This window comes from Snodgrassella alvi, from assembly GCF_002777855.1.
In the GTDB taxonomy this organism is placed as follows: Bacteria; Pseudomonadota; Gammaproteobacteria; order Burkholderiales; family Neisseriaceae; genus Snodgrassella; species Snodgrassella alvi_E.
In genome coordinates this window covers 69,892-90,248 of sequence record NZ_MEIK01000028.1, presented here as the reverse complement: position 1 = coordinate 90,248, position 20,357 = coordinate 69,892, and the positions used below count along the sequence as shown (strand labels likewise).

11 protein-coding genes are annotated in these 20,357 nt (G+C 40.8%); 5 read left to right on the top strand and 6 right to left on the bottom strand.

Features of this window, described 5'->3' with window-relative positions; all coding sequences use genetic code 11:
- Nucleotides 1-159 precede the first annotated feature (159 nt).
- The 4 genes from dnaA (at nucleotide 160) to BHC43_RS03695 (ending at nucleotide 7,489) form a co-directional block, all read left to right on the top strand.
- Complete coding sequence (dnaA, locus tag BHC43_RS03710) at nucleotides 160-1,785, top strand: chromosomal replication initiator protein DnaA (protein WP_100156549.1); 1,626 nt, start codon at nucleotides 160-162, stop codon at nucleotides 1,783-1,785.
- A gap of 15 nt (nucleotides 1,786-1,800) precedes the next feature.
- Nucleotides 1,801-2,904: a DNA polymerase III subunit beta gene (gene dnaN, locus BHC43_RS03705; RefSeq protein ID WP_100140729.1), complete on the top strand. Its 1,104-nt coding sequence runs from the start codon at nucleotides 1,801-1,803 to the stop codon at nucleotides 2,902-2,904.
- 310 nt (nucleotides 2,905-3,214) lie between these two features.
- A complete protein-coding gene (gene gyrB / locus BHC43_RS03700) occupies nucleotides 3,215-5,605 on the top strand; it encodes a DNA topoisomerase (ATP-hydrolyzing) subunit B (RefSeq protein ID WP_100156548.1) in 2,391 nt (796 codons plus the stop codon).
- A gap of 1,209 nt (nucleotides 5,606-6,814) precedes the next feature.
- Entirely contained in the window at nucleotides 6,815-7,489 is a 675-nt protein-coding gene (locus BHC43_RS03695) for a JAB domain-containing protein (protein ID WP_100156547.1), read from the top strand.
- An 881-nt stretch (nucleotides 7,490-8,370) separates the two neighbouring features.
- On the opposite strand, the gene BHC43_RS03690 is transcribed toward BHC43_RS03695, so the two are convergent.
- The 3 genes from BHC43_RS03690 to BHC43_RS03680 form a co-directional block, all read right to left on the bottom strand.
- On the bottom strand, nucleotides 8,371-9,822 hold the full coding sequence (locus BHC43_RS03690) for a hypothetical protein (RefSeq protein ID WP_100156546.1): 1,452 nt from the start codon (nucleotides 9,820-9,822) through the stop codon (nucleotides 8,371-8,373).
- Between the two features lie 537 nt (nucleotides 9,823-10,359).
- The gene (locus BHC43_RS03685; protein ID WP_100156545.1) at nucleotides 10,360-11,580 is read right to left on the bottom strand and encodes an RtcB family protein; all 1,221 of its coding nucleotides are present in this window, start codon (nucleotides 11,578-11,580) and stop codon (nucleotides 10,360-10,362) included.
- A gap of 58 nt (nucleotides 11,581-11,638) precedes the next feature.
- Nucleotides 11,639-13,216: a slipin family protein gene (locus BHC43_RS03680; RefSeq protein WP_218966459.1), complete on the bottom strand. Its 1,578-nt coding sequence runs from the start codon at nucleotides 13,214-13,216 to the stop codon at nucleotides 11,639-11,641.
- A 668-nt stretch (nucleotides 13,217-13,884) separates the two neighbouring features.
- Between BHC43_RS03680 and rtcR the strand changes: the two genes are divergently transcribed.
- Nucleotides 13,885-15,498, top strand: a complete 1,614-nt coding sequence (gene rtcR / locus BHC43_RS03670) for an RNA repair transcriptional activator RtcR (RefSeq protein ID WP_100156544.1) — start codon at nucleotides 13,885-13,887, stop codon at nucleotides 15,496-15,498.
- 130 nt (nucleotides 15,499-15,628) lie between these two features.
- Here rtcR and galU read toward each other — a convergent pair whose 3' ends face one another.
- The 3 genes from galU to BHC43_RS03655 form a co-directional block, all read right to left on the bottom strand.
- Entirely contained in the window at nucleotides 15,629-16,495 is an 867-nt protein-coding gene (galU, locus tag BHC43_RS03665; protein WP_100151929.1) for a UTP--glucose-1-phosphate uridylyltransferase GalU, read from the bottom strand.
- An 11-nt stretch (nucleotides 16,496-16,506) separates the two neighbouring features.
- The gene (gene ligA / locus BHC43_RS03660; RefSeq protein ID WP_100156543.1) at nucleotides 16,507-18,927 is read right to left on the bottom strand and encodes an NAD-dependent DNA ligase LigA; all 2,421 of its coding nucleotides are present in this window, start codon (nucleotides 18,925-18,927) and stop codon (nucleotides 16,507-16,509) included.
- 88 nt (nucleotides 18,928-19,015) lie between these two features.
- The gene (locus BHC43_RS03655) at nucleotides 19,016-20,278 is read right to left on the bottom strand and encodes a cell division protein ZipA C-terminal FtsZ-binding domain-containing protein (protein WP_180297422.1); all 1,263 of its coding nucleotides are present in this window, start codon (nucleotides 20,276-20,278) and stop codon (nucleotides 19,016-19,018) included.
- Nucleotides 20,279-20,357 lie beyond the last annotated feature (79 nt).

Sequence of the window (20,357 nt, the reverse complement as noted above, 5' to 3'; positions counted from 1 at the left end):
AATCAATATAATCTAGAGCAAACCCAGACTGCAAACGGGTTAACACAGAGTGCAAATCGTGGTCATAAAGCTCTTTATTGCGTATAATTAGCATAATAGGCGATACCTGTTTCTATTACTTAAGCCAAGCCCCATTGGCAGACAAAATAAGCTTCACGCATGACCCTAACAGAATTTTGGCCGCAGTGCCTGTTACAACTTAAACAAAACCTACCGCCCCAGCAATACCAAATGTGGATTGCTCCCCTAACCGTAGGCGAAGAAAATGGCAACTGGGTAATATTCGCGCGCAATACCTTTGCATTCAACCATATACGCGAGCGTTTCTGGCCAGCTGTGGAAAACGCCCGTCTGGCCATACTCCCACACGGACAAACTCCTTTAATCCTCAAAATTGGTCAGGGGCAATCTTTACAAGCAGCTACACAGGCTCAGGCAATTACCAATACCATTAATTCTGTAAAAGCTGAAAGCGGTACTCCGGTTCAGGTGGAGACTGAAAACCTTAATAAACATGAACCCTTAAACACTACCCCTGCACCTGAAGAAGCCAAACCGCGTTCAACAACTAAACGCACTGAATCCGCTCAGGACATTATTGCCAAAAGGCTAAAAAATAATCAGTCTAAAAGTGATAGCAATACGGCTGAAAGCAGTGAAGTCAGCCCTAAAAAACCAAGCAAAGTAGATAAAAAAGAAACAACTACACCTACAACTGAGTCTGATAATGTACTGGCAAACAGTAAAAAATCACGCTATACCGACACTAATCTCAATCCTGAACACACCTTCGCTGCACTGGTACAAGGCAAAGGTAACCGGCTAGCCCATGCAGCCGCCCTCTCTATAGCGGAAAACCCAGGCAATAGCATGTACAACCCGTTTTTTGTTTACGGCAGCACTGGTTTGGGTAAGACTCACTTAGTACAGGCCATTGGTAATCAGCTCTTTGCTGCAGATGCCAAAGTCAAAATCCGTTATATACATGCCGATGAATTCATCCGTGGCATCATGAATGCTTTCCATGCTAAATCTTTCGATGCCATGCGTCAGCAATACCAACAGGTGGACTTGCTGATTATGGATGATGTTCAGTTTATTGCTGGTAAAGACCGCACCATGGAAGAGTTTTTTTACGTCTACAACCATTTAATTGACGAAAAAAAACAGGTTATTCTTACATGTGATACCTTGCCTACTCATATTGATGGCATGGACGATCGCTTAAAATCACGCTTTTCATGGGGACTAAGTCTAGAGCTGGAACCACCTGAACTGGAAATGCGTGTTGCCATTCTGCAGAAAAAAGCCGAGCTGGCACAGGTAAAACTTGAAGACGAAGCTGCGTTCTTTATTGCCAAACATATCCGCAGTAATGTGCGCGAACTAGAAGGCGCATTCAAGCGTGTTGTGGCTCAAAGCCGTTTTGCCAGCCGGCCGATTGATGTCGGTTTAGCCACAGAAGCACTACAGGATATTCTGGCCGTCAATCACAAACCAATGACACTGGAACACATCCAAAACACCGTAGCCAAATTTTATGGTATCACCATCAGTGATATGGTAGGCAAAAAACGTACACGTAATCTGGCACGTCCGCGTCAGATGGCCATGACCTTGGCTAAAGAACTCACCCCACTTAGTTTACCCGCTATTGGCAGCGGATTTGGTGGCCGTGACCACACCACAGTCATGCATGCGGTAAAAAGCATCTCCAAACTCCGTAAATCAGATGCCGAGACAACCAAAGCGTACGAAACCTTAATGATGATTTTGCGAGATTAAACCAAGGAAAACAACATGCTGATTCTACAAGCAGAACGTGATAGTTTACTTAAACCTCTGCAAGCCGTAACCGGCATTGTCGAGCGTCGCCATACCTTGCCGATCCTATCTAACGTATTACTGGAGAACCATCAGGGGCAAATCAAAATTTTGGCCACCGATCTGGAAATTCAGATTGATACCATAGGCCCAAAAAGCGAAGCTGAAGATTTCCGCATTACCACCAATGCCAAAAAACTACAGGATATTCTGCGTGCCCTACCAGCCGGTGCCATGGTTTCACTAGACTGGAACAATAACCGTCTGGTCCTAAAAGCCGGCAAAAGCCGCTTTAATCTACAAACTTTGCCGGCAGAAGACTTTCCACTGATGAGTGTAGGAGAAGACGTAAATGCCAGCTTCTCCCTCCCTCAGGAGACCTTCAGAGAAATGCTGTCACAGGTCCAATACAGCATGGCCATTCAGGATATTCGATATTATCTAAACGGCTTACTGATGCAAACCGAAGGCAATCAGCTGCGTTTAGTAGCCACAGACGGGCACCGCTTGGCCTATGCCGCCTGTAGTCTCGATACAGATTTACCTAAAGCAGAAGTGATTCTACCCCGCAAAACGGTACTGGAACTATTCAAATTGCTTACATTCCCTGAGCAACCAATTACTATAGAACTATTAAATAATCAGGTTCGCTTCCGTTGCAACGATACTATTATCGTTTCCAAAGTAGTAGACGGCAAATTCCCAGACTACAACCGCGTGATTCCGCTAGATAATGACAAAATCTTCCTTGCCAATCGTAGCGAATTACTTGGCGCTTTAGAACGTGCAGCTATTCTGGCCAATGAAAAATTCCGCGGTGCGCGTTTGCAAATCCAGCCGGGGCTGCTCAGCGTCACTTGTAACAATAATGAACAAGAAGAAGCACGCGAAGAATTGGAAATCGCTTATCAGGGTGACACACTGGAGGTCGGATTCAACATCAATTATCTGATGGATGTATTACGCAACTTACATGCCGATGACTTGCAACTGGCATTCGGCGATGCCAATCGCTCAACATTATTTACAATCCCCAACAATCCCGATTTTAAATACATAGTCATGCCGATGAGAATATAAATATCTCTTATACAAAGACTTAGCAACTGCCCTGAATCAGAATAAATGATTCCCTCATCCATATCTGATTCAGGGCAGTTTTTTCTTTACATTCAACATAATTATCATTCAATAAAAAATCCGATAAAACATCACCTTAAACATATCAACCGGCTGAAAAAAAACTTAATTTCTGCTATAATAATTATCTAATGAATTATTCGATTCAGCCCTGTAAATATGGCAAAATTGAGCATCCTTAATATTCTTTTCTGCCAACAGGCATCATATTAAAAGCATAACCGCTGCCCCAGATTTATAAAGAATTCTTATGACAGATCAACACCCTGAAGATTACAGCGCCGACAGTATCAAAGTATTAAAAGGCTTGGATGCCGTTCGCAAGCGTCCCGGCATGTATATTGGTGATACCCAGGATGGTACTGGTTTACACCACATGGTATTCGAAGTTCTGGACAATGCGATTGATGAAGCGCTGGCCGGCTATTGTGATCATATCACCGTAGCAATAAACGCTGACAACTCCATTACCATTGAAGACAATGGCCGTGGCATTCCCACCGACATGCATCCCGAAGAACACCGCTCTGCGGCTGAAGTTATCATGACCATCCTGCATGCCGGCGGTAAATTTGATAACAATAGTTATAAAATTTCTGGTGGTCTGCATGGCGTAGGTGTATCTGTAGTAAATGCCCTATCCGATTGGCTGCGCCTGACTATCTACCGTAATCACAAAGAACATTTTGTAGAGTTTAATCACGGCGACGCCATCGCACCACTATCCGTAGTCGGCGACACCGATAAACAAGGTACGCGCGTACAGTTTCTAGCCAGCACCGAAACATTCGGCAATATTGAATATCACTTTGACATTCTGGCTAAACGTATCCGCGAATTGTCTTTCCTGAATAATGGCGTCAGTATTGAACTTTTTGACAAGCGTGACGGCAAACATGAAAATTTTGCTTTTAGTGGTGGCGTGGCTGGTTTTGTGCAATACATGAACCGCAATAAAACTGCGCTACATAACAAAGTTTTCTACGCCAGCGGCGAAAAAGACGGCATGAGCGTAGAATGCGCCATGCAGTGGAACGATAGCTATCAGGAAAACGTGCAGTGTTTTACCAATAATATTCCACAGCGTGATGGTGGCTCTCATCTGACTGCTTTACGTCAGGTCATGACTCGTACCATCAACAATTATATTGAAGCCAATGAAGTAGCCAAAAAGGCCAAAGTAGACACCAACGGCGACGATATGCGCGAAGGTCTTACCTGCGTATTGTCAGTGAAACTGCCTGACCCGAAATTCTCATCACAAACCAAAGACAAACTCGTTTCCAGCGAAATTGGACCGGTGGTCAATGAAGTTTTAAGCAAAGGTTTGTCTGAATTTTTGGAAGAAAATCCCACTGAAGCCAAAATCATCACCGGTAAAATTGTCGATGCTGCCCGTGCCCGTGAAGCCGCACGCAAAGCACGCGAATTTACCCGCCGCAAAGGCGTTATGGATGGATTAGGTCTGCCGGGCAAATTGGCCGACTGTCAGGAAAAAGATCCTGCATTGTCTGAGCTATATCTGGTCGAAGGGGATTCGGCCGGTGGTTCTGCCAAGCAGGGTCGTGACCGCAAATTTCAGGCCATCTTACCGCTCAAAGGTAAAATACTGAATGTCGAAAAAGCCCGCTTTGAAAAAATGTTGGCTAGTCAGGAAGTAGCCACCCTGATTACCGCACTGGGTGCCGGCATAGGCAAAGAGGAATTCAATCCGGAAAAACTGCGCTACCATCGCATCATCATCATGACCGATGCCGACGTAGACGGTGCCCATATCCGTACCTTACTACTGACTTTCTTTTACCGGCAAATGCCTGAACTGGTAGAACGCGGCTATGTATACATTGCCCAGCCTCCGCTTTACAAAGCCAAGCATGGCAAACAGGAACGCTACCTGAAAGACGAGTTTGAAAAAGACCAGTTTCTGCTAAGTCTTGCTCTGGACAAAGCACGACTGAATATTGGTGAAACCATCCTTGAAGGAAATGCACTGGCGGAGATTGCCAAACAGTTCATTTTAGCGCAAAGCATGATTATGCGTGAAAGCCGCATTATCGACAGCGCCGTATTAAATGCCCTACTCTACTGGAATGAAAATCTGGATTTAAGCAATGTAGCCAGTGCAGAAAAGGCCACACAAGCCTTAACTAATCTCATCAATGATGAAAACCTCACACTGGAACGCATTGGTGCCGAAGACGAAGTGCAAATGATTAAAATCACCCGTCAATTGCATGGCAATCAGATGGTGAGCTATCTGGAACAGAAATTTGCCGAAAGCCGCGCCTATCAGATTATCCGCCAGACCGCTGCAACCTTAAGCGGTATTGTGGATGCCCCGATTGAAGTAGTGAAAGGCGAAACAAAAACCGCAGTAACAGGCTTTGCGCAAGCATTGGATTTACTGATGACCACAGCACAAAAAGGGCTGACTATTCAGCGTTATAAAGGGCTGGGCGAGATGAATCCAGAGCAACTGTGGGAAACCACCATGGATCCAACCGTACGCCGCTTGCTGAAAGTTAAAATCGAAGATGCGATGGCGGCGGATGATGTATTTGTTACCCTGATGGGTGATGAAGTTGAACCACGGCGGGCTTTTATTGAAAACAATGCGTTGAATGCGCAGGTGGATATTTAAGCAAGTTTTCTCTAATCAAAAAAGGATGGCTATTGCCATTCTTTTTTTATGCTTAATTTATATTATAAATTGATACAACCTGATATGTAATGAAGCAAAGTAAATTTTTACAACTATATTCTAAGCTAGCTACAGATTGGTTAAAAACAGCATTAGTTATGGCTGCCGGAGCGTATTAATATCCGAGCTGGTCTTGTGGATTTTTCGGTATGGGTTTGATTTTATCTATTAGTTATCAGACAAAAATTATAGCATTTGCCATTCTGTTTTATATTCTCATGCTCAATTGTGGCTGTGAGTTGTGGACAAAAGTTGGTTAGCCAATATTGCCGATTACTTTCTATCATAATACCTAAAGCGATATTGATTTTGTCTAACTGGATGTTTTATCCAAATTATATAAAATCTTCGCTAATAGCGGTAATAAACAAATGCCTTAGAAAATGAAATCTAATTCACTAATTACTTCGTATTTCATACTTAGTCCAGATTCCAGTGCTGACTTTAGTTGCTATTTTGGCCAAAATAGATTGCTGCTGAGTTTATCTCACTACCTATATGAGCTTATTTGCTCATTATGTGCTGGTTTTAAAAATTGCAATTTTCATTATGCTGTTTTGTCTGCTTTCTTACATGTCTAATCTTTAGTTGCTGGTGATAAGCATATCTTGCTCTGCACTCAGCCATGTATTTCTGTTTCCTATCTATTCCTTATTAATCCATCTAAATCAGCATTTTCAAGCTCAGAGGGGAATAGTGCCTGCTTGGTTATATAACCACCAGCTATAGGAAAAAAGTATTAGTCTTGCTGATAAACTAAATAGATAAGCAGGCAATCGACAATCATTAACAATCTACCGTTTGAGAAAAATAAGTAAACTTGTGGTTTATGCGGGATGTGCAGTAAGTCTCATCTACTGCGAGGCTAATAGCGGCCAAGATAAAGTGATTAACTTTTTTATTGAGAAGGTGAAAAAAACTGAGTTTAATCAAATAGAATAGCAACAAAAAAAGAGCTTATATTGGTAAAATAGAATTCAAATAAGGCTCTGATTAAAAAGAACCGTCGTTCTGGACGACATTTTCACATTAAAAATCTACTAGATTGATACTTAGCGCTAAAATTTGATATATCAAAATTAAATGACATTGGCCAAGCGTATGCATGTATATGCTATAGTATTTTCGGTGATTTTATAAGGTTTTAAGATGGATATTAAACTGACCTCGCAGGACAAACGCTATATTGCAGGCACGGATGATGTGTACAAGATTATGCAGCGTGTGTTATTGCGTGAAAACAAGATCGACCGAGAAAAAGAACATCTGTGGATGATTGGTATGAATCAGGCAGGTTATATTCTGTACCTTGAGCTAATTGCACTGGGCAGCTATAAATCGGTGAATATAGAGCCAATAAATGTATTTCGCGTAGCTGTGATGAAAAACGCTTCTCGCGTTATTATGGTACATAATCACCCTTCCGGTTCGCTGACGCCGTCTGAGGCAGATAAGGATATCACTGACCGTTTAATTCAAGTTGGCCGCATTTTAAATATTGACCTTGTCGACCATCTGATTATTACCCCCACAACTTATATTAGTTTTCGCAGTATTAAACTGATGGAGGAACTGGAACAAAGCCTGAAATACGTACCGACTTTTCAAGTTATTGAGCGCATCCGAAAAGAAGAAAAGCAAATTGCGAAAGAAAAGCTGGCGGTTGAAAGAAGTAAGACCAAAGCTGAAAAAACACGTCGGGAAAAACTTGAACATGCAACTGCTAATGCATTATTGACTAAAGGTGTGCCAATCGAAGAAATTGCCAAAATTATGGATATTCCAATCAAAAATGTTCACAAGCTAATAAATATTGATAATTAAAGATAAGAATATATATTTTTCATACATTTTACATAAGGCTATATACCAAACAATGTGAAATTGAGTTGCGAGACTTTTTAATGGGAATTATTCACAATTGAGAAGAATCAACACATGGTTGGTAATAAAATCAAATAAAAAGGGTTTCTTTACCAGCTAAAATAATGATGTGTCTAATAAATATTAGTTCAATGCCAATAATAGCCAAAAAAATGAGCAAATTAATCTAGACCGTTCTTATAAAATTATTGTATCCGACTACCAAAAATGCACATAGTTATACAGCTTAAGAAACAGCAACCAAACTAGATTCAATTTGTCAAAATTGCTCAGGTTAATCCAGATATTCATAAAGATTTTGGCTAAATAATGGTGCCTATATTAGCATTTAAATTGTTAAAACATTTATTTAATCACATTACATTATCCATCTCTGAATAATGAAAAGAAAAATATAAATCGTTTACAAACATAATCAAATGAGATTTAGTTTTGTTTATATATTGCAATAAATTAAAATATTAACCAGTTTATAGTTGAAAAGGCTGTAACAAAATCACAATGCTGAAACAATATATATTTCTGATTACCATAATTGAAAACGCATCAAGGGTAATTTTAATATATAACCATTCTTCAACATATTAACTCTTTAAACGCCCTTACAAACATAAAATTTTAAAAAATAAACTGAAAAAAATGGACGATGTAAAGGTATATAATTAGGTTGAAAAGAAAACATTGTTAAATATCCATACACGCAATTGCAATTGTATTGTTGAATTAAAGTGTATTTATTAAATATATTCATATAAATTTTGATAAATCAGATTTAAATTGGTAATAATTACATATATAAATTTTTTTAAATGTGTTGTTGTTTATTCTGGAATTGCATTAATTAAAACAATATTTTTGCCAACTTTTAAGTTTAATTCCCTTAAAATTCTTTTTACTTTATCATATTCAGGAAAACTAGAGTATATAATAACTTTTATGGATTTAAGATTTTCCTTTCCATATTTTTTAATCTGATTTTTTAAACTTTGTTTAAGTTTTTTATTATTAGCCAATTTAAATTCAACTAACATTTTACCTTTAGATGATCGAGAATTTTCATAATCCAATGTATTTAAATCAATTTTTATATCATTATCAACATAAGAAGGTCTAACAAACCAAATTAATCTTAATAAAAGTTGTAAATCTGATTCTTTTTTAATTAATTTATTTTGGTAAGAAAGCTTAAATTCATCCTTATTTTCAATAATATCCTTTAGAAATATTATTCTTTGATAAGTATCTTTCAAAGTATCATATGACTGTTGATAAAAATTTGTATAATGATATAGTGCTTCTACTAAATTAGATACTAATCCAATAAATATTTCTTGAGTTTCTCTAATTTTTAAATCACTTCGAATATGAGCTTCCTTACCATCGATCTCTTTCATTTTAATAAAATAGTCAATAAATTCAGGAAATTTCTCAATAGTTTGTTTTACAGCTTTTCCCCATTCTTGTGCATTATAATTTTCTGGTAAAATGTCATTGACATATTTTTCCAATTTTGCTCTTAGTTCTACATTTGATATAGAAGAACATATATTAGAAAAATCTCCTATCATTTCTTTTTTATTAATCCAACTTTCATCTTTAGTTAGAATATTTTTTGGAGTTAATAGAACATATTCCTCTTCAAATTTCGGTAATATATATTTTTTTGCTTGCCAAGTTTCAGTATCATAATTAAATTCTACTTTTTCAACTGTAAATTCCTTTAATTTATCTTCGGAAATATATTTTTCTGCAAACGTTTGCGTATACTCTAGAAGAAATTTTTTTATTAAATTAACCGTTAAATCACTAACACTATCTTTTCCTGTACCATCTTTTATAAGACAAAGTTTTTCGGGATGAAGACCTTGTGTTATATCGTTTTCTTTAAAATCACTTGAGTTATTAATAAAACTATCAATCAAAGTGTTAGCAAACGCTCTATTTAAACCTCTACCTCTATTTCCCACGCAACTATAACCTAACCAATTTTGTTGAACCTCGTTAAACATAAACCAAGCTTTAATCTCATTATTAGAAAATTTCCCTTCTTTTGCCAGAATTTTATATTTTAAAAAACCTATATATTTAATCATTGATTCATGTAGAGATTTGTACTGCGAATTTTCACTATTAAATAATAAAAAAGGGTCTACAAATAATGGTAAATCATTTATTAATGAGATATTAAACGCTCCATAATTTTCTAATTCTGACTTATCTACATTGAAGAAATCGGTAAAATAGATTTTTAGTTTTATATTAGACTGAGTCATAATTTTACTCCTTTATAAACAATTTTGTTTAAATATTATCAATAGAATACATATAATAAAATAAGTATATTATATCAAAAAATATGTGATTTAAAATTTTTTAATTTTTATAAACACTAAATTTTTTTACCAGAAATAAAATATCAAAAATATTGATTACTATATTAAATTATACGTTCAAATAATTCATATCATTATTTCATCCTTAGTTTTCTTTATTTAATTGGCGAATAACTTTGGTAAATACCATATTTCGACTATTAGTATTTGTATATGCTTATCGATTTTGATTTGTTGTTTTTATATGGCTTACCTTTGCATCATAATATTTAACTTTATTTCTGCGATTAAATTAAAAGGCTAAGCTTAATTTTTTATAACATTCTGAATTATTAAGTTATTCCAGTAAATAATTATAATAATGCTTAAGCCTAATCTTTTAGCAAAACCTTGCTTGCATCAGGCTATCTATTAACAGTATCAAGGTTAGTGTTATTTGATATTTTATTGATATAGATGATTTCTCCTTGATGCGTTTTATCCTTTTACGCACACTACCTGCCGTAATTGATGCACGATTTCCACTAGTTCTTTTTGGGCGGTCATGACGGCATCGATATCTTTGTAAGCCATTGGTATTTCATCAATTACGTCTGCGTCTTTACGGCATTCAACATGGGCGGTGGCTTTGATTTGGTCGTCTATGGTAAATTGCTTTTTTGCATCGGTTCGGCTCATTATTCTTCCTGCTCCATGTGAACAAGAGCAAAAACTTTCTTCATTACCTAATCCTCGCACGATATAGCTTTTGGCGCCCATTGAACCGGGTATGATGCCTAGTTCGCCTTTACGCGCTGATACTGCCCCTTTACGGGTAATAAAAATCTCATCACCAAAATGCTGTTCTTTTTGCACGTAGTTGTGGTGGCAATTTACTGCGGATAGATGGGTGGTAAATGGTTTGGTAATGATTTTGCGCATTGCTGCGATAACGTTATGCATCATGGCTTCACGGTTTAGCCTCGCAAATTCCTGTGCCCAATGTACGGCCTCAACATAATCTTGAAAATGCTCTGTCCCTTCCTGAAGATAAGCCAGATCTATATCGGGTAGATTTCTGATATGCACTTCCATATCTTTTTTAGCCAATTCGATAAAAAAGTTGCCGATAGTATTGCCTATGCCTCGTGAACCGCTATGCAACATTATCCACACGCTATCGGTTTCATCGAGACAGATTTCGATAAAATGGTTGCCGGTACCCAGTGTACCTAGATGTTTGTGATTCTTCGTTTTTAAGAAGCGTGGATATTTTGCGGTTAATTTTTCAAAACCCGGTAACAGTTGCTGCCAGTATTGATTGACAATTGGTGGTGGATTTTGCCAGCTACCGTTATCTCGTCCGCGGTATTTGGGGGTCATGCCATGTGGCACGGCTTTTTCGATAACTTGACGCAAAGGCAATAAATTATCGGGCAAATCAGTTGCCACTAAAGAAGTTTGTACAGCAATCATGCCACAGCCGATATCCACGCCCACGGCTGCCGGAATAATTGCGCCCATGGTTGGGATAACACTTCCTATTGTTGAACCTTTACCGATATGGACATCGGGCATGACGGCAATATGTTTAAAGATAAATGGTAATTGGGCTGTTTTGATTAGCTGGTTTTTGGCTTCATCTTCGACTGATACGCCTTGTGTCCACATTTTGATTGGTTTTGCATTTTCCGCTTGTAACAAATTATATTGAGTCATTTTTATTCCATGGTTTTATCATGCCATAGTTGATGGCATGATTTTGTGTTTTTGTTTTCTATATTTTTGGTTGGATATTGATTAATCCATGCAATATCTGATCCAGTCCGCCAACTACGGAAATTTTGTTAATGCGTTCGGCGATTCGTTCGAGTGTTTCCATTTCTTTTAAACGCAAGGCCACTGGATTGTTTTCCATTACGCGGGCGGTATTGAGCAGGGAGCGGGTGGCGGAAGTTTCTTCACGCCGGCGAATGACATTGGCCTGTGCCGCTTTTTCTGCTTCCACTACCTGCGAAAGTATGATTTTCATGTCTCCCGGTAGTATGATGTCTTTGACGCCGACACTAACTGTTTCGATGCCATAGCCAGCCATACTGGTTTGCATATGAGCGTTAATTACTTCATCGATTACTGTTTTGTTTTCCAGTAATTCATCCAGTGTGCGTGTGCCAATCGCTTCGCGCAGTGCAAATTGCAGTTGTCGGTACAACAAATCCGTCGGCTGTGCAACTTTGGCATAGGCGGTTAATACATCGGTGTAGTACCAGTTGGCCACTAGATTGATACGCAGATTGACTTTATCGCGGGTGAGTATTTCCTGACCGGATATTTCTTTGGTCTGCAAGCGTGTATCGACGATGTCAACGCTGATTTCACGGTTAAAACGCCAGTAGGCGGTGATACCGGCATCCAGCAGTTTTTCCACTTTGCCATTTACTTTCAGTACGCCAAGGTGATAGGCCGGTATTTGGGCAATCAGTACACTGCTGTCTCCCTGCACTTCTTTTTGGCGCAATTTGGGCTGTAATAGCTGCTGCACCATTTGTTCAGACAATTGATAGCCATCGCTTAGTTCTATGGTCTGCATGTGTTGTTTGCAGTTATTCTGCCAATATAGGCGTTTGGTACCCGGTGGCAGGATTTCTACCAATAAATCATCTTCGAATCGTAGGCCGACCTGATTGGCGCCCACCTGCATCTGCACGCAAAATTGTGCCATTTGTGCTGGTGCGTTCTGCTCTATTGATGCCGCCAGTACGTCGTTAATGCGGCTATCCTGTAATTTGAATTTGCCCAGTATCAGTTTATGTTTAAATTCACACATGCCGAATACTGATTTAGGCGGAATAATCTGCACAAATTGGTTATCCACAAACAGGGTACCTATTTCTTCGTCGGTAAAATTATGCAGGATTAGATTATTTAAGCCTTTTATTACTTTGCCGGTATTTTTAGCCTGTATCAGCTCTTGAGCTATTTCATCCGGCAAGCGGTAACCTTGTTGCAAGGTAACTTTTTTTAGTAATTGTGGTTTATAACTCTGCCAGTACACTGTTTTGGTAGTGGGCATTATTATTTCTACTAGTTTGTCTTCCTCATAGCGCAGGCCAATTTCATCCTCTGCGAGGCTGACGTGATGACAATATTTTTCTACCAGTTGTGGATAAAAATTGATGAGTTTGTTGGCGGTGTCTGGCTCGATTTGTGTATCAGCCAAATCTACCTGTGTAAAGGTTAGTACGGAAAAGGGATTCCAAAAATAATGACGGCCTGCGGTGATGATGTTATCAATCTCTCCGCGTTTACTGACTATGGCCAGTTCACCCTTTTTTACATTTATGATGGTAAACATTTTAATTCTCCTGTTGAGGCAGCCAGTAAACAGAATGAACACATTCAAACGGATTAAGTAACGAAATAACAGGGGAAAGATTAAGCTGCATAAGCTAGAAACTGCCTGTTTATGCTTTTTTAATTTTTTGCCTGCTATCCGGTTTTTTTATCCGGATAAATCATCTTAAGCTGATTTTGTCCGGTTAAGCGGTTTTTCCTGTGCCTAAGCTTTAACTACTAGCTTATTGCTGTTTACTGGCTGGTATTGCTTTTTACAACAAAGTTTTATGACAAGGATTTGAAACAGGAATCGAACCTGCTACAAATTGGATCAGTTCCAATTGCTCTACCAGTGAGCTATTCAAATATTCTCCGTTAAAGGGAGTTGTCTGTTCTACGCAGGAATACATGTTGATAATGCAACTGAACTGGTTTATTCCCTTTCTGGCTACATTCGCTATGCACCTGACTGCCCTATCAGACAGTCTGTATGACAGACACCATTCTTATTGCAATTTCTGTACCAAGTGGAAATTTTTTTGAAATAAAATTTATAAGTAATTATTTTTAATACTTAAATAAATATCTTTTAAGTTTTTATGCTCATTTTTATCGTATAAAATACATCCTTTTTTTATATTTTTATATATAATTTTATGTATATTTATAAATGATAAGAAAGATGAGATGAATAAGAGAAACGTTGTTTTTGGCTTTTTGGGTAATGTTCTAGACCAGCGCGGCAAGGGGAGAAAACGCTGGGGGCGTTGGCGGCCAACGGTTGATGTCTGCAATCATCCAGAATTGCCGGTTTCACGCCTTGAGCTGTTGTATAAAACCTGTGATAAGAGATTACTGACTGAAATTGTGCAGGATATTCACACTATTGCGCCGCTGACTCAGGTAAATCCGGTTGAGGTACGGATAAGCGACCCGTGGGACTTTGAAGAGGTATATACCTATCTATTGGATTTAGCTAAGGGTTATAAATTTGATACTGAAGAAGAAAATTATTTTTTAAATATCACAACTGGTACGCATGTGATGCAGATTTGCTGGTTTTTGTTGGCTGAATCACGCTTTTATCCGGCTAGATTGTTGCAATCTTCCCCACCTGAAAAAAATACAGCCAAGGCGGAAAATGTGTTGTCTGTAGCTGAAGAACACCAGCATCTGTGCAGCAGAGGGCAAGTTAATATTATTGATTTGAATCTGCACCGCTACGACCAGATTTTGACGCGTTTCCAGCAGTATGCCAGTCAGGCGACTGAGTTACTTAAATCTGGTATTGCCACGCGAAATCAACATTACAATCAGTTAATTACTGAAATAGAACAGGTGGCCAGCCGTTCGCATGCGCCTATTCTGCTGTGTGGCCCTACTGGTGCGGGTAAATCATTTCTGGCTAAGCAAATTTACCAGCTTAAGCTGAATCAACATCAGTTAAGCGGGCAGTTTGTGGAAATTAATTGTGCTACGCTGAGCGGCGATAATGCGATGTCTACTTTGTTCGGTCACAGCAAAGGGGCGTATACGGGTGCCAGTACGGCCAGAAGCGGTTTACTGAAACAGGCGGATAATGGTTTGTTGTTTATGGATGAAATTGGCGAACTGGGGCTGGATGAGCAGGCTATTCTGCTGAAAGCGATTGAGGAAAAACAATTTTATCCGCTCGGATCGGATAAGCTGGTATCCAGTCAGTTTCAGTTGATAGCCGGTACCAATAAAGATTTAAAGCAGGCTATTGCGGCAGGTAAGTTTAGGGAGGATTTATACGCACGCATTAATTTATGGAGCTATCAATTGCCTGGTCTAGCGGAACGCAAGGAAGACATTGAGCCGAATATCGATTTTGAGCTGGCGCGCTTTGCACAGGAATATGGCACCATGCCGCGCTTTAATCAGCAATCTAGAAGCCGTTATGTGAATTTTGCCACGTCGGCTACTGCTCTGTGGACAGGCAATTTCCGCGAGCTTACAGCTTCCATTACCCGCATGGCGACGTTAGCCACCCAAGGAAATATTACTTTGGTACAGGTTGAAGATGAAATTCAGCGTTTACAGCAACATTGGCAGCAAAACACTTCTAGGGATGCGCTGATTCCAGCTGAATTAGATGAATTTGACCGCTATCAACTGGAAAAAGTGCTGGAAGTATGCCGCAAAAGCCGAACTTTATCTGAAGCGGGTCGCTATCTGTTTGCGGTGTCACGAGCGCAGAAACAGCGTGCCAATGATGCTGACAGACTGAAAAAATATCTGGCTAAATATGATATAAGTTGGGAACAAATAAAAAACTGATCTTGTTAAAACCTTTTAGCTACCTGAATTTAGAAATAGATATTTACTCTAACTGGTGTCTGAATTAAATAACGTGATTATCATAACCGGCCTAGGAGCAAAACCTGATACAGGCCGGCTATTGAAATAATTAACAAACCATTTGTTGCAATAGCTTCCGGAAATCTTCTCCAACTAAAGGATGTTTCAAACCATAAGCTACGGTAGCCTCAAGATAACCAAGCTTATCACCACAATCATAGCGGGTACCGCTGAATGCATACGCAATCATCTTTTGTTCAGTTAGCAGGCGGGCAATTGCGTCCGTAAGCTGAATTTCACCTTCAGCACCACGCGGTAAATTAGTTAGAAAATCAAATACCCGTGCAGACAAAATATAGCGCCCTACTACACCTAGATGTGAAGGTGCATCATCAGGATGCGGTTTTTCGACTATGCTCTGGATATAATCATCCGTATCTTCGCGGGCGATTTCCACGATGCCATATGCACCAGTCTGCTGCGGGTCAATATTTTCCACGCCCAGTACATTACAGCCTGTACGATAATAAACCTCCATCATCTGGCTTAATGCTCCCGGCTGGGCATCTATCAGGTCATCAGCCAGAACTACGGCGAAATTTTCTTTACCTATGGCCGCACGGCTGCATAATACAGCGTGTCCCAGCCCCAGTGCTGAAGGCTGCCGGATATACAGACAGGTAACATTGGGTGGCAAAATATCCTGCACAAAATCTAGTAGTTTATTTTGGTTACGATATGCCAGCTCGGTTTCTAACTCATACGCTTTGTCGAAATGGTCTTCAATACAGCGTTTATTACGGCCGGTAATAAAAACCAGCTCGGTACAGCCGGCTGCCACTGCTTCTTCAACGGCATACTGAATCAGTGGTTTATCCACAATCGGTAGCATTTCTTTTGGGCTGGCTTTAGTAGCCGGTAAAAAGCGGGTACCCATCCCCGCCACAGGAAATACACATTTACGAATTGGTTGTATTTTCATCAGTTCTATTCTTTTATTCCCAACATGGTCATCAATGCGCTTTGATCCAATATGGTAACACCAAGTGCTTCCGCTTTGGTCAGCTTACTGCCCGCATCTGCTCCAGCCACTACAAAATCGGTTTTCTTTGACACACTGCCACTTACTTTCCCACCACATTCTTCAATATGCTGCTGAGCCACATCGCGCGACCAGCTAGGTAAAGTGCCAGTAAGCACAAAGGTTTTACCGGCTACGGCTTCATTGGCTGCTGATGTAATTTGCTCCGGCTGAACGGCAAGCAACTGCTCGCGCAAAGCTATAGTTTGTTTTAATAATTCATGATTTTGTGGTTCAGCACACCACAGCTGCCAGCTTTCGGGTAAAGCTTTGTCAGTAAATAGCTTAGCCCAATCCATACCGGCCAGTTGCCATAATTTCTGTGCTCGCGACTCAGTTAGATTTGCTCCTGGTAAGCGTGCGAGTATACGCTCAGGAATAAAATAATCTTGCAGTGGCAAACGACGGGTTTCTGGCTGAGGTTGCACACCGGCAGCAAGCAATTCCTTTAACTGGCTAGTTTGATCTTCCTGACTGAAAAAATAAGCCACAGAATGTGCTACTACACTGCCTATATCTGGCAAACAGGCTAATAAAGGCTCGGTAGCCTGTGTCAGGGTAGTCAAATCACCGAAAGCCTGTGCCAATTGTTTGGCCGTACGTTCTCCCACATGAAAAATGCTTAAAGCATAGATAAGATTAGCAAGCGGGCGCTGACGGCTAGCCTGAATACCAGCAAGAATATTTTCAGCCCATTTAGAAGGCTGCTGCTTGGCCGCTTTACCGGTTGTAGATAAAGCAAGCTCATCTGCCACAGCCTCTTCACTATTGGCCGCTTCCTGTTTAGCCTGCTGCTTCATCGCTAGTAAATCATCTAGTTGCAGGTGATAGACATCAGCAAAATGATGAACGCGTTTCTGAGCTACCAGCAATTCAATTTGGCGATCGCCCAGATTTTCGATGTCCATGGCACGACGTGATGCAAAGTGAATCAGCGCCTGTACCCGCTGTGCCTGACACAGCATGCCGCCACTACAGCGCGCTACTGCTTCGCCCTCTTCGCGCACAATTTCATGACCACAAACAGGACAATGCTCCGGCATACGAAATGGCGGATACTTTGGTACTGCTTCTGCAGGCGTGATTAAATCGGTTTGTTGTTCCACCATCGGCCGCTGTGCCAGCACCACCGATACAATTTCCGGTATCACGTCGCCCGCACGGCGCACAATCACGGTATCACCCTCGCGCACATCTTTGCGCTGAGCCTCACCTTCATTATGCAATGTAGCATTTGTCACGGTCACACCGCCGACAAATACCGGCGTTAATCGCGCCACCGGTGTTACCGCACCGGTTCTTCCCACCTGTACATCAATGGCTTCTACCGTAGTCAACATTTCCTCAGCTGGAAATTTTTGCGCAATAGCAAAGCGTGGCGCGCGTGCCACATAGCCCAGTTTGTCCTGCTGCGCCAGATTATCAACCTTAATCACCACACCATCGATACCAAATGGTAAATCAGCACGCACCTGATAAATACGTTCATAAAAAGCAAGTATTTTTTCGATATTGGCGTGATAACATAAAGTATCTTGCGGCGGAATGGTTAAGCCCAAACGAGCCATTAAAGCTAATTCTTCACTGTGACTTGCTACGGCAAAGTGTTCATCCAGTTGTGCCACACCATAAGCATAGAAATGCAAGCGTCGTTGCGCGGTAATTTTTGGGTCAAGCTGGCGCAAACTGCCGGCGGCGGCATTACGCGGATTGGCGAAAGTTTTTAGATTTTCTGCCTGCTGGTGCGCATTGAGCCGCTCAAAATCGGCTTTCAGCATCAGCACCTCACCCCGCACTTCGAGCACACTGGGTACATCGTTTCCTTGCAGGCGCAAAGGAATATTGATAATGGTGCGTACGTTTTCGGTTACGTCTTCGCCCGTATAGCCATCGCCACGAGTAGAAGCCTGTATCAATAAGCCGTTCCGATAAAGTAGACTGATGGCCAGACCATCAAATTTCGGTTCCACAATATAATCAGGCTCAGCACCCAGACCATCACGCACACGCTTATCAAAAGCATACATTTCGCTGTGGTCAAACTTATTATTATCGTCCAGCGGTGAAAATGCGTTATTCAGCGATAACATTGGAATCTGATGCACCACTGCAGTAAATTTTTGCTGCGCCTGCCCACCCACACGTCTGCTCGGGCTGTCTGGCTGGCGCCATTGTGGATACTGTTCTTCCCATGCTTGTAACTGTCGAAACAGCCGGTCATATTCAGCATCTGGGACAGTAGGCGCATCCAAATCATAGTACTCATGGGCATAGCGATTGAGCAGTGCAGTTAAATCAATTATTTGCTGTTCGCTTACTGAATCCATAGCAGTCTTTCCTTAAAGCAGCTAAAAAAAATGGCAAACCCCATTCTGCGGCTTGCCATCTCTTCTTTAATTAAAATCTCAGGCAATATCAGGAAAACAGTCTTTTTGCCAGTTCACTTCCGGGTTCCAGCTCAACTTGCTTCATTTCTTTCTGCCGGTCAATCACATAACGGCGCACTTCTCGCAGCCATTCAGTGGATAATTCTTCCACTTTATCATTAACCAGATCCAGTCCCAGCTGACTAGAAAGCTTAACTGCCATATCCATAAACTGATCAAAACATTTTTCGCCGTTCGGTATATGTACTATATCAAATAACATACTGAATCCACGATAATTTTGATTTGCTAACAAAGTGGATGTAAACGGCGTGTTATCCAAGGTAACAATATTAAACAAAGGTTCACCATCACTACCGGCATAAAAAAACGCCCCATCGTGCCCAAGCTCAAAACCCTGCTTTTCCACCGCCGCGCGCAATTCCATTCCACTAACATTGCTACGCGATACTAGATGAATAGCAATGGTCTGATCAACACGGGCACACAGCTCATCCAGCGGCCGTGCCACATCCAGAAAAGTGTTAATATCAGTTAACAATAACTGACCATCCATCTGCTCAGCAAAGCGATTTGCCTGTTCACCAAAATGCGCCAGCTCTTCATGGGTCAGCAGACCGCTACGACTGATTGCCTGTAAACCAACCACAAATCCCTGATAGTAAACACTAGGAATCGGCTCAGCTATCTGATACCGGTCGTCCATGGTGCAGCCCACCAGCCTAAAACGGGAACGGCTGCTCAAGCGCGGCATAGCGTGCAATTCTTTCGGTTCGTACAAAGCAATATAAGCCAGATAATCAAAACGAACATCAAACCATGGCAGAGGCTGTTTGGACATATCGTGTACGTCCAGCAAAGTTTTACGTCCTTTTACCGCAACAGTACGTGATAAAGGCGTCATTTGTGTACGTTCAGATGTATTTTCTGCTGCAATCTCTTCAGAATTCGCTGCCGGCACAGGCTCTACCGCATCAATGATTTCTTCTTCCGCTACCAGCCCTTCAGAGGCTTCGGGCACGGCGTTTTCACCGGTAAATATGGTTTCAGCCTGCTCCGCCACAGCATCTGCAGCTTTATCCGCCTCAGGCTCTGGCACCATGGCTTTGGTATTCAGCATCGACTGTGCTTCTGCACCATCGCGCACTGAATTTACCTGACTGTCCAGTAAAGCATCTTTATTGGCATGACCAAACTGATCACGCAACTGCTTGCGGTATTGGCTTTCCTGATAAATATTATAAGCCAGTACCGCCAGAATAATGGCTGCACCCACCACCAGCACAATCAATACAGAATCACTCATTACATTCCTACTAGACAATTTGCGAAAGCCGCAATTTAATTAACAGTTAACCAGAATTATAACC